This is a genomic window from Tsukamurella sp. M9C, from assembly GCF_020169415.1.
Classification (GTDB): domain Bacteria; phylum Actinomycetota; class Actinomycetes; order Mycobacteriales; family Mycobacteriaceae; genus Tsukamurella.
The window spans coordinates 45,082-55,635 of record NZ_JAIULG010000030.1 but is presented as its reverse complement, the minus strand read 5'-3'; the positions used below and the strand labels follow the sequence as shown (position 1 = coordinate 55,635).

The following is a 10,554-nucleotide window of genomic DNA, read 5'->3' as shown; positions in this document are numbered from 1 at the left end:
CGCCCGCGCCTGACACCCCGCGCCCGACCCGCCGCCACCCGCGCGCGACGGCACCGTCGTAGCCTGGGAGCATGCCCGTCGTCCCGAGCGTCACCGTCCCCGGCGTCCGCGTCGGCCACTTCACCGACGCGGCGGCCCGCACCGGCTGCACCGTCGTGACCTTCCCCGACGGCACCGTCGGCTCCGGCGAGGTGCGCGGCGGCGCCCCCGCCTCCCGCGAGTTCGACCTGCTCTCCCCCGAGCGCTCCGTCGAGGAGATCCACGCCGCCGTGCTCACCGGGGGCTCCGCCTTCGGCCTGGCCTCCGCCGACGGGGTGATGCGCCGCCTCGAGGAGGAGGGCCGCGGCGTCGAGACCGTGGCCGGCCGCGTGCCGATCGTGCCCACCCTGGGCCTGTTCGACCTCATGGTCGGCGATCCGACGGTCCGCCCGACCGCCGAGAACGGCTACGCGGCAGCAGCTTCCGCGAGCACCGACACCGAGCTCCACGGCCTGATCGGCGCGGGCACCGGCGCCACCACCGGCAAGGCCCGCGGCCTGGAGAACCTGCACGACGCCGGCCTCGCGTACGCCGAGGTCCGCGCGGGCGACGTGGTCGTGGGCGCGCTGTGCGCCGTGAACGCCTTCGGCGACATCCTCACCGGCGAGGCCGGGGCCCCCGACTTCGGCGGCTACGAGCCCTTCGGCGGCAACCGGCAGAACACCACCATCGGCGTGGTGATCACCAACGCGAAGCTCACCAAGATCGAGTGCCTCATCCTGGCGCAGGGCGCGCACGACGGGCTGGCCCGCGCGATCGACCCGCCGCACACCCGCTACGACGGCGACGCCTTCATCTCCGCCGCGACCGGCGAGGTGGACGCGAAGGTCGACGTGGTGCGGGCGCTGGCGATCTCCGCCGTCGCCGAGGCCATCCGCTCGCGCGCCTGACGACCTACGCTGAGTCGATGACCGTCGCCCGCCGCCCGCTGCGGGCCGTGGCGTGCGCGGTGTCGCTCCTCCTCCTCGGCGGCTGCGCGGTGGTCCAGCGCGACGAGGTCGCCGCGCCGGAGGCACCGTCGAGCCCGGCGGTCGTGATCACGACGCCCGTCGTGCAGCCCTACGATGTGGTGGCGCCCGGCCTCAAGCCCGCGACGGCGCCGCAGCCCACCACCGGGTCCGGGATCACCACGTACGCCGACCCGTTCGGCGTGTACGCGAGCGTCTGCACCCTGGGCTTCCTCGCCCGCTACCCCGGCGGCCAGGTCGTGGCCTTCACCGCCGGGCACTGCGCCGAGCTGGCCGGGAAAGCCCGGCCGGGCCGCAATCCCGTCGCCCGCTACCTGACCCCGGACGGCGGCAGCACCCCGTTCGGCGAGTACATCAAGGCCACCCGCAGCACCCGCGGGCAGGACATCGCGATCATCCAGCTCGCGGGGAGCGACGTGGCGCCCGTCGCGCGAGCGATCGGCCCCGTCCGGGGCGTCAGCCGCACCGAGGACCTGCGCGCGGGACGGCCCGAGATCTGCGTCGTCGGCGCGCGCACCGGCAAGCACTGCGGCGTGCTCGACGACGTGACCGGCACCCGGGTCACCTGGGCCGGAATCCCCGCCGTCGAGGGGGATTCGGGCGGGCCCGTCTACGCCCGGTGGCCCGACGGGACGTTCACCGCCGTCGGCGTGGTCAACACGGTGCACACCCGGCCCGACGGGACCGGGACCGGCGGCGGCACGGGCACCCTCATCGCCGCGGACATCAACGCCAACGAGATGACGCTGCTGGGCGTCTCGTGAGTGCGGGTCAGCGCGTGAGGCTGGTGCCGAAGACGCGCAGCGCCCGGTAATCCACCCGGAACCGGGCGCGGGTGTGCAGTTCGCCCGCCTCGCCGTCGTGGGCCACGCGGAAGGGCTCGTCGGCCTCGATCGTGACGACCGGGGCCTGCACCTCGCGGTAGACCCTGGAGTTACGGATGCGCCCGCTGATCCAGGAGCCGAACAGGCGCGCCGTCGCATTACCGTGCCCGTCCTCGAGGTACCGCACGTCGAGCACCCCGTCGTCGATCCGGGTCCGCCGGCCCGGCACGAAACCCGGTGCGCCGTACATGGAATTGCCCAGGAAGAAGAAGGAGACGGTGACCGGGCGGCCCTCGATCCGCACGTCCACCGGGGCGGTGTGGCGGAGCACCCGGCGCAGCGCCCGCACCGTCGCGGTGACCCGGCCGATGCGCCGCCGCTGGTACCGCGTGCGGGCGCGCACGAACTCCGGGTAGGCGCCGATGCTCGCGGTGTTGAGCAGCAGCTTCTCGTCGTTGAGCCACACCACGTCGACGTGGGCGAGGCGCCCGGCCCGGATCGATTCCACGACGGCGGCGACGGTCTCGGCGCCGATGTCCTTCGCGAAGTGGTTGAAGGTGCCCGCGGGGAAGACGGCCAGGGGCTTGTCCGCCGCGACGGCGTGCGCGGCGAGGGTCGCGACGGTGCCGTCGCCGCCCGCGACGCCGAGGAACTCCGCCCGCTCCGCCACCTCGGTGGCGACGGCCTCGATGTCGGAATCCTCATCGAGCTCGACGATCTCGGCCTTCGGTAGCGTGCTGCGGATCTCCTCCGCGACGCGGGTGCCGGTGCCGTCGCCGGACGCGGGGTTGAGCACGACGACGAGGCCGGCGCCGTCCGGGTCCGTCGCGATCCGCTCGACGGTGGGCTCGGGCGTCATGGTGCGGCTGTCGTCGACGGGCGGCACCAGGCGGGCGCCCGCGACCGCGACGCCCGCGCCGACGGCGAACCCGGCCAGCACGTCGCCGGGGTAGTGGGCGCCGGTGGCGACCCGGGAGAAGCCCACTGCCCCGGCCAGGCAGGCGAGCGCGTAGCCCGCGGTGCGGTTCTCCAGGCCGACCCCGATCGCGAAAGCGGCCGCGGCGGCGGAGTGCCCGGACGGGAAGGAGGTCGACGTGGGCTGGCGGCGGGCCCGCTTGGCCGGCACCCCGTCGTGCACGGGGCGGCGGCGCGGATAGATCCGCTTGAGCCCCTGGTTCACGATGAGGCTGGTGACGGCCAGCGTGGCGACGCCGCGGACGGCGCCGCGGCGCGACGACAGCCCGCCCAGGCCGCCGAGGCCCGCGGCGATCACCATCCACAGCTTCGAGTGGTCGGCCGCCGCCGACAGCGGGCGCATCGTCAGGTCCAGCAAAGGACTCGGCGAGACGGCGACCGCGTCGAACAGCCGGCGGTCGAGGTCGCTGAGCCCCTCGTGGAGCGTGCGGAGCGGGTGCGGCGCTGGATGATCCGGCATGAGCGCCAAGGTACTCCCGCCCCGGGGAGTCCGCGAGGGATCAGCGCAGGTGGACGGCGGCCGCGGCGTGGATCGCGTCGGCGAGGTGCTCGGTCGCGCGGGTGTGCAGCCGCCAGGACTGCCAGTACAGCTTCACGTCGACCGTGTCGTCCGTGAGCCGGATCAGCGCGCCACGGTCGATGGCGTCGCCGATGTCGGCCTCGGGCAGGCTGCCCCAGCCGAGACCGGCACGCACCGCGTAGGTGAAGCCCTCCGACGACGGGATGCGGTGCATCGGCGGCGACTCCTTCACGCCGCGGCGCTGCAGCACCTTGTTCTGCAGCTCGTCCTTGCGCAGGTCGAACTGCACGACGGGCATCTCGCGCCAGCGCCAGCGCCCGCCGGACCGCCAGCGCTCCGCGTAGCCGGGGGTGCACACCGGGAGGTAGCGCATAGTGCCGAGGTACTCGACGGCGCAGCCCTGCACCGGTTCCGGGTCGGTGGTGACGGCGCCGAGCACGGTGCCCGCGCGGAGCAGAGCGGCCGTGTGGTGCTCGTCGTCGACGACGAGGCGCAGCAACGGACCGTCAGGCAGGGCGGCGACCGCGGCGATCACGTCGCGGAACCACGTGGCGAGCGAGTCGGCGTTGACGCCCACGTCGAGCACGGCCGACGGTGCTCCGCCCGCGAGCCGGCCCAGCGCGTCGGCCTCGAGCGAGGCGACGCCGCGGGCCAGGCCCAGCAGCACCTCCCCCTGCGCGGTGGGGCGGCACGGGCCCTCGCGCGTGACGACCACGTGCCCCACGTGCTGCTCCAGGGCGCGGATCCGCTGGCTGACCGCCGACTGCGTGATCCGCAGGCGGGAGGCGGCCGCGCCGAAGCTCTCCTCCTCGACCACCGCGACGAGGGTCTCCAGGTGGTGCCCGCTCAGCATGAAGTGATTCTAATGGGTGATCGCCTTTTCGTATTGGCGCTAATGGTCGCCACGGCCCTAGCGTCGACGCCATGACCTCTGCACTCCTCGCCGGCCTCGGCCTCGGGCTCTCCCTGATCGTGGCGATCGGCGCCCAGAACGCCTACGTGCTGCAGGTGGGCGTGCGCGGGCGCGGCCTCGGCGCGGTGGTGGCGGTGTGCATCGCCTCGGACGTGGCGCTGATCCTCGCCGGGGTGGCGGGCCTCGGCGCCGCGGTCTCCGGCCGGCCGCTGCTCATGGAGGTGGTGAAGTGGGCGGGCGCCGTGGTGCTGGTCGGCTACGGCCTGCGGTCGCTGTGGTCGGCGCGACGGTCGGAAGGACTGGTCGCGGGTGGCGACGGCGCCGCCTCGGTCGCGGCCGTCGTGACCGGGGTACTCGTGCTGACCTGGCTGAACCCGCACGTCTACCTGGACACCGTGCTGCTGCTCGGCTCCGCGTCCACCCGCTACGGCGCCGACCGCTGGTGGTTCGCGCTCGGCGCCGTCGTCGCCAGCGTCGCGTGGTTCTGCCTGCTCGGCTTCGGCGCCCGCCGAATGTCGGGCGTGCTCGGCCGGCCCGGGGTGTGGCGGGCCATCAACGCCGCGATCGGCCTCCTGCTGCTGCTCCTGGCCCTGCGGCTCGCGACGATGCCCCTCGGCGGCTGACAGCGCTCGAGTCTGCACTGGGTGGGCGTGGTCGCGAGCCGCGCGGGGCCGAAACGGAGGTCTGTCCTCGCAGAACAGTCATGCGTGGCACGGATGGCTGTTGCCTTCACTGGTCAGCGGCGTGTCCTCGTGACGAGGGCATGCGTCGCATGCATGCCCTCATTGCAGCGATCCTGTGGGTGGCGGCGGGCGGAATCGGGCACGCCGCCGGAGCGCGTACGTTGGGATGCATGGCAGCTGTCACGATCATCGGTGGACACGGCAAGATCGCGCTCATCCTGGCGCGCGTCCTGAGTTCCCGGGGCGACGCGGTCACCTCGTGGATCCGCAACCCGGAACACGCGGGGGACGTCGCCGCGACCGGGGCGAAACCCCTGGTCCTCGACGTCGAGCACGCGTCGCGCGAGGAGATCGCGGCGGCACTCGCCGGCTCCGACGCCGTGGTCTTCTCCGCGGGCGCGGGCGGCGGCGACCCCGACCGCACGTACGCGGTGGACCGCGACGCCGCGATCCGCTCCGTCCAGGCCGCGGAGGCGGCGGGGGTGAAGCGCTACGTGATGGTCTCGTACCTCGGCGCCGCCCCCGATCACGGCGTCCCGGAGACCGACTCCTTCTTCGCCTACGCGGAGGCGAAGGCCGCCGCCGACGTCGCCGTGCGCGCCTCCGACCTGGACTGGACCGTGCTCATGCCGGGCCGGCTCACCCTCGACGAGCCCACCGGGCGGGTGGATCCCGCGGCGGTGCGGGCCGCGGACAACCCCGGAACGTCGCGCGCGAACGTCGCGCTGGTGGCCGCTTCCGTGCTGGACCGGCCCGACACCGTCGGGAAGGACCTGCCCTTCACCGACGGCGACGTGCGCATCGAGGAGGCCTGGACCTAAGCCCCCGCAGACGACGCGGGCCCGGCACCGTCGAAGGACGATGCCGGGCCCGTGTGCTGTCTGCGTCAGTGCATCGCGGCGAGGATGTCCTGCACGCGGTCCTTGGCGTCGCCGAAGAGCATCGCCGAGTTGTCGCGGAAGAACAGCGGGTTCTGGACACCGGCGTAGCCGGCGGCCATCGACCGCTTGAAGACGATCACGTTCTCGGCCTCCCACACGGTGAGCACCGGCATGCCCGCGATGGGGCTGCTCGGATCCTCGGACGCCGCCGGGTTGACGGTGTCGTTGGCACCGATCACCAGGACCACGTCGGTCTCGGGGAAGTCGTCGTTGATCTCGTCCATCTCGAGCACGATGTCGTACGGCACCTTCGCCTCGGCGAGGAGCACGTTCATGTGCCCGGGCAGGCGGCCGGCGACGGGGTGGATGCCGAAGCGGACCTCGACGCCCTTCTTCCGGAGCTCGCTGGTCAGCTCGGCGACGCCGTACTGCGCCTGCGCCACGGCCATGCCGTAGCCCGGGGTGATGACCACGGACTTCGCGCCGGTGAGCAGCTCGGCCACGGCCTCGGCGTTGACCTCGCGGTGCTCGCCGTAGTCCTTGTCCTCCGCCGGGCCGGCCTCGATGCCGAAGCCGCCCGCGATGACGGAGATGAACGAGCGGTTCATCGCCTTGCACATGATGTAGCTCAGGTACGCACCCGAGGAGCCGACGAGCGCACCCGTGACGATGAGCAGGTCGTTGCTCAGCAGGAAGCCGGACGCGGCCGCGGCCCAACCGGAGTAGCTGTTGAGCATCGAGATGACGACGGGCATGTCGCCGCCGCCGATCGACGCGACCAGGTGCCAGCCCAGGAAGAGGGCGAGCGCGGTGATCACGCCGAGCAGGATCATCGAGGTGTTGTCGCCGTGGGTGTCCCGCGAGACGTAGACCGCGGTGAGCACGATGAACACGACGATCGAGCCGACGTTGATGTAGTTCTTGCCGGGCAGCATGAGCGGCGCCGACTTCATCTTGCCGGAGAGCTTGCGGTTGGCGACGATCGAGCCGGTCAGGGTGACCGCACCGATGAAGATGCCGATCGCGATCTCGGCCTCGTGGATGTTGGTGAGCGCGCGGACGTCGGCCGGGTTCACGCCGTCGGCGTGGAAGCCCTCGAGCGCGCCGTTCCAGCCGATGAGCACGGCCGCCAGGCCCACGAAGGAGTGGAGCAGGGCGATCAGCTCGGGCATGCCCGTCATCTCGACGATGCGCGCGCGCCAGAAGCCGATGACGGCGCCGACGATCAGGGCACCGGCCAGGAGCGCCACCGGCAGCCAGGTCAGGTCGAGCTCGGGCTTGAGCACCTTGTCGATGACCAGCGCGATGGTCGCCACCAGGGCGATGCCCATGCCGACGATGCCGTAGGTCAGGCCGCTCTTGGAGGTCTCGTGCTTGGACAGCCCGGCCAGCGACAGGATGAACAGCAGCGAGGCGACGATGTACGCCGCAACGGAGATTGCAGTGATACTCATGAGTTACTCATGCCCCCTTGCTGAACATGGCGAGCATGCGGCGGGTGACCGCGAAGCCACCGAAGATGTTGATCGACGCGACCAGGATCGCGATCGTCGACAGCACCAGGACCGTCGTGGTGTTGGTGGCGACCTGCAGCAGGGCGCCGACCACGACCACGCCGGAGATGGCGTTGGTGACCGACATCAGCGGCGTGTGCAGCGCGTGCGCGACGTTGCCGATGACGTAGTAACCGATGACGATGGCCAGCATGAGCACGGTGAAGTGCTGCGGCAGCGGGTTCGGCGAGAAGCTGATCAGCAGCCCGAACAGGAGCACGCCCACGAGGGTGAGCGAGACCTTCTTGGACGCCGACATCGGCTCCTTGACGGGCTTCGGCTCCACCGGCTCGACGGCCGCGGCCTTCGGCGCGGCCGAGACCTGCACCGGCGGCGGCGGGAAGAGCAGCTCGCCCGAGCGGGTCACGGTGATCGAGCGCTGAACCGGATCCTCGAAGTCGAGCACGAGCTGCCCGTCCTTCTCGGGCGTCACCAGCTTGAGCAGGTTGACGAGGTTGGTGCCGTACAGCTGCGAGGCCTGCGCGGGCAGACGGCCCGCGAGGTCGGTGTAGCCGATGATGGTGACGCCGTTGGGCGTGACGATCGCCTGGTCCTTGACGGTGCCGCCGACGTTGCCGCCGTTCTGCGCCGCCATGTCGACGATGACGCTGCCGGGCTTCATCGAGGCGACCATCTCCTCGGTGATGATCCGCGGCGCGGGGCGCCCGGGGATCAGAGCCGTGGTGATGATGATGTCGACGTCCTTGCACTGCTCGGCGTACAGCTGCGCCTCGCGTGCCTTGTAGTCGTCGCCCATCTCCTTGGCGTAGCCGGTGGCCGAGACCTCGGCCTCCTCGTTCTGCACGGAGAGGTACTCGCCGCCCAGCGACGCGACCTGGTCGGCCACCTCGGGGCGGGGGTCGGTCGCGCGCACGATGGCGCCGAGCGAGCCGGCGGCACCGATCGCGGCGAGGCCGGCGACGCCGGCGCCCACCACGAGCACCTTGGCCGGCGGGACCTTGCCCGCGGCGGTGACCTGGCCGGTGAAGAACCGGCCGAAGACGTGCGCGGCCTCGACGACGGCGCGGTAGCCGGCGATGTTCGCCATCGAGGACAGCACGTCCATCGACTGCGCGCGCGAGATGCGCGGCACCGACTCCATGGCGAACGCGGTCAGCTCGCGGCCGCGGAGATCCTCGAGCAGCTCGGGGTTCTGCGCGGGCGCCAGGAGTCCGGCGACGGTCGCGCCCGGGCGCATGCCGTCGAGCTGGGCGGCCGACGGGGCGTTGACGCCGAGCACCACATCGGCGGCGCGAGCGTCACCGATCGACGCGCCGGCCTCGACGTAGGCCTCGTCCGCGAACGAGGACGCGACACCGGCGCCCGAGTCCACGACCACCTCGTAGCCGAGCTTGATCAGCTGGGCCACCGTGGCGGGGGTTGCGGCGACGCGGGTCTCGCCCGGCTGTGCCTCTTTCAAAGCTCCGATGATCATGCGCAGCACTCCCGCTGCCGACCCGCGGACGGAGTCATGGTCGGTCCACCGACGTTCATTGATTCGTTCCTGTCGTCCCTACCGGGCCGCGGATGCGCGCCCGGAGCTCCGGCAACGGGTCGACTCCATGCGTGTACGACCCCGCCGCGGTGTGAACGGAGGCGAATTGACGCGGAAGGCCCGGGGTCGCCGGGCATCGCGAGGGCACGCTGGTCGCCTGATGCACAGAACAGTGGGCTGACCATAGCACGGCATAACTTACTGCTCGGTAGCCTCGTGAGCCGCATCACTCCACGGGATTCCGCCCGTGATCAGAGGCCTGACGGCGGCTCCTCGCCGGGCAGATCGACGCTCATGTAGCGGTCGATCAGTGTCGCGAATGTACGCAATTCCTCGCGGGACCAATCGGCCGTCCGGGCCTCGATCCGGCGACGCCATTCGCGGTCGGTCTCGGCCAGCACGCGCTCCGCCCGCTCGGTCAGGCGCAGCTGCCGGGATCGGGGGTTGCCGGGGTCGACGTCGCGGGTGATCAGGCCCCGTCGTTCGAGTCCCGCGAGCTGACGGCTCGCGGTCGACTTGTCGATCGACACGGCCTCGGCCAGGTCGACGGCGCGGATCCCCGGCGACTCGTGCAACACGAACAGCAGCGTGAAGTCGACGTAGGAGACCTCCGCGCCCACGAACCGCGCGTCGCTGCGGATCCGCTTCGCCAGGCCGACGATGCCCCGGACGATGAGGTCGACCTCATCGGGGTCCGGCGGAGGGGGCCCCGGGGGGCCACCGGACATCAGTAGCCCCGGTCGGCGTCGATGACGGCGAGCGGCTCCATGTCGTTGGCGAAGCGGCGCACGTTGACCTCGACGCGGGCGAGCAGCGCGGGGCGCAGGTGCTGCGGCGGGTTCGCGACGTGCGGGGTGATGATCGCGTTGGGGATCGACCACAGGGGGTGGCCGTCGGGCAGCGGCTCGGGGTCGGTGACGTCCAGGCCGACGCCGCCGATCGTGCCCTTCTTCAGGGCCGCGACCAGCGCGTCCGTGTCGATCAGCGAGCCGCGCGCGACGTTGATGATCCAGGAGTGCGGCTGGAGCTGCGCGAGGACCTTCGCGTTGACCAGCGCGCGGGTCTCCGCGGTCGACGGTGCCGCCAGGATCACGTGATCGACGGCGGGCCAGACCTCGTCGAGGTGGTCGGCGGTCACCACGACCGCGTCGGAGACGTCGGTGCCCGAGCGGTTCACCGCGACGACCTTGACGCCGAGCCCGCGGAGCGCGGGGATGATGTCGCGACCGATGCCGCCCGCGCCGATGATCGCCACCGTCGTGCCGCCGAGCCGGCCCGTGCGGGCGCCGGCGCCGGCCGCGTCCCAGGACGTCTCTCGACGCCAGAGCCCGCGCACGCCGGCGAGCAGCAGCGCGATCGCCTGCTCGGCGACGGTGCCGGAGTAGGCGCCCGCGGCCGAGGTGAAGACGACCTTCGGGTTGCCCGCGATGACGCCGCTGTCGAGGAAGCCCTCGACACCCGCGAAGGGCAGCTGGACCCAGCGCACGCTCGGCGGGAGCTTCGGCAGGGGCGCGCGGGAATCGGTCCAGATGAGGCCGTCGGCGCGGGCCAGCGGGCCGGGTTCGCCGCCGCCCGCGGTGATCGCGGCGTCGAAATCGGGATCGGGCTTCGGACCCACGGCGATGACGGGCGCGTCGTCGAATGACATGTCGCAAAGCCTAATGAGCCCGCGTCGGTGCCGTGCCCAGCCGCGCCGATTCGAT

10 protein-coding genes are annotated in these 10,554 nt (G+C 72.3%); 4 read left to right on the top strand and 6 right to left on the bottom strand.

Annotation, left to right across the window (positions count from 1 at the left end):
* Positions 1 to 71 precede the first annotated feature (71 nt).
* Positions 72 to 929: a P1 family peptidase gene (locus LB823_RS15060; RefSeq protein ID WP_224648047.1), complete on the top strand. Its 858-nt coding sequence runs from the start codon at positions 72 to 74 to the stop codon at positions 927 to 929.
* A gap of 17 nt (positions 930 to 946) precedes the next feature.
* Positions 947 to 1,771: a S1 family peptidase gene (locus LB823_RS15055; protein ID WP_224648046.1), complete on the top strand. Its 825-nt coding sequence runs from the start codon at positions 947 to 949 to the stop codon at positions 1,769 to 1,771.
* 7 nt (positions 1,772 to 1,778) lie between these two features.
* Here the strand turns inward: LB823_RS15055 and LB823_RS15050 are convergent, their stop codons facing one another.
* Both LB823_RS15050 and LB823_RS15045 read right to left on the bottom strand, forming a co-directional pair.
* On the bottom strand, positions 1,779 to 3,266 hold the full coding sequence (locus LB823_RS15050; RefSeq protein WP_224648045.1) for a bifunctional phosphatase PAP2/diacylglycerol kinase family protein: 1,488 nt from the start codon (positions 3,264 to 3,266) through the stop codon (positions 1,779 to 1,781).
* A 40-nt stretch (positions 3,267 to 3,306) separates the two neighbouring features.
* The gene (locus tag LB823_RS15045; protein ID WP_224648044.1) at positions 3,307 to 4,179 is read right to left on the bottom strand and encodes a LysR family transcriptional regulator ArgP; all 873 of its coding nucleotides are present in this window, start codon (positions 4,177 to 4,179) and stop codon (positions 3,307 to 3,309) included.
* Between the two features lie 71 nt (positions 4,180 to 4,250).
* On the opposite strand from LB823_RS15045, the gene LB823_RS15040 reads away from it, so the two are divergent.
* On the top strand, positions 4,251 to 4,862 hold the full coding sequence (locus LB823_RS15040; protein ID WP_224648043.1) for a LysE/ArgO family amino acid transporter: 612 nt from the start codon (positions 4,251 to 4,253) through the stop codon (positions 4,860 to 4,862).
* A gap of 230 nt (positions 4,863 to 5,092) precedes the next feature.
* Complete coding sequence (locus LB823_RS15035) at positions 5,093 to 5,743, top strand: NAD(P)H-binding protein (protein WP_224648042.1); 651 nt, start codon at positions 5,093 to 5,095, stop codon at positions 5,741 to 5,743.
* A 65-nt stretch (positions 5,744 to 5,808) separates the two neighbouring features.
* Here the strand turns inward: LB823_RS15035 and pntB are convergent, their stop codons facing one another.
* The 4 genes from pntB to LB823_RS15015 form a co-directional block, all read right to left on the bottom strand.
* Entirely contained in the window at positions 5,809 to 7,257 is a 1,449-nt protein-coding gene (gene pntB, locus LB823_RS15030) for a Re/Si-specific NAD(P)(+) transhydrogenase subunit beta (RefSeq protein WP_224648041.1), read from the bottom strand.
* Positions 7,258 to 7,264: 7 nt separating this feature from the next.
* Positions 7,265 to 8,791, bottom strand: a complete 1,527-nt coding sequence (locus tag LB823_RS15025) for a Re/Si-specific NAD(P)(+) transhydrogenase subunit alpha (RefSeq protein ID WP_224648040.1) — start codon at positions 8,789 to 8,791, stop codon at positions 7,265 to 7,267.
* Between the two features lie 311 nt (positions 8,792 to 9,102).
* Positions 9,103 to 9,579: a MarR family winged helix-turn-helix transcriptional regulator gene (locus LB823_RS15020; RefSeq protein ID WP_224648039.1), complete on the bottom strand. Its 477-nt coding sequence runs from the start codon at positions 9,577 to 9,579 to the stop codon at positions 9,103 to 9,105.
* The gene (locus LB823_RS15015) at positions 9,579 to 10,499 is read right to left on the bottom strand and encodes a D-isomer specific 2-hydroxyacid dehydrogenase family protein (protein WP_224648038.1); all 921 of its coding nucleotides are present in this window, start codon (positions 10,497 to 10,499) and stop codon (positions 9,579 to 9,581) included. Before LB823_RS15015 ends, LB823_RS15020 begins: the two co-directional genes overlap by 1 nt.
* Positions 10,500 to 10,554 lie beyond the last annotated feature (55 nt).

What these genes read in the sequence shown, in the direction of transcription:
- LB823_RS15060 (WP_224648047.1), top strand. Translation starts at nt 72, where the DNA reads ATGCCCGTCGTCCCGAGCGTCACCGTCCCCGGCGTCCGCGTCGGCCAC.
- LB823_RS15055 (WP_224648046.1), top strand. Translation starts at nt 947, where the DNA reads ATGACCGTCGCCCGCCGCCCGCTGCGGGCCGTGGCGTGCGCGGTGTCG.
- LB823_RS15050 (WP_224648045.1), bottom strand. Translation starts at nt 3,266, where the DNA reads ATGCCGGATCATCCAGCGCCGCACCCGCTCCGCACGCTCCACGAGGGG.
- LB823_RS15045 (WP_224648044.1), bottom strand. Translation starts at nt 4,179, where the DNA reads ATGCTGAGCGGGCACCACCTGGAGACCCTCGTCGCGGTGGTCGAGGAG.
- LB823_RS15040 (WP_224648043.1), top strand. Translation starts at nt 4,251, where the DNA reads ATGACCTCTGCACTCCTCGCCGGCCTCGGCCTCGGGCTCTCCCTGATC.
- LB823_RS15035 (WP_224648042.1), top strand. Translation starts at nt 5,093, where the DNA reads ATGGCAGCTGTCACGATCATCGGTGGACACGGCAAGATCGCGCTCATC.
- pntB (WP_224648041.1), bottom strand. Translation starts at nt 7,257, where the DNA reads ATGAGTATCACTGCAATCTCCGTTGCGGCGTACATCGTCGCCTCGCTG.
- LB823_RS15025 (WP_224648040.1), bottom strand. Translation starts at nt 8,791, where the DNA reads ATGATCATCGGAGCTTTGAAAGAGGCACAGCCGGGCGAGACCCGCGTC.
- LB823_RS15020 (WP_224648039.1), bottom strand. Translation starts at nt 9,579, where the DNA reads ATGTCCGGTGGCCCCCCGGGGCCCCCTCCGCCGGACCCCGATGAGGTC.
- LB823_RS15015 (WP_224648038.1), bottom strand. Translation starts at nt 10,499, where the DNA reads ATGTCATTCGACGACGCGCCCGTCATCGCCGTGGGTCCGAAGCCCGAT.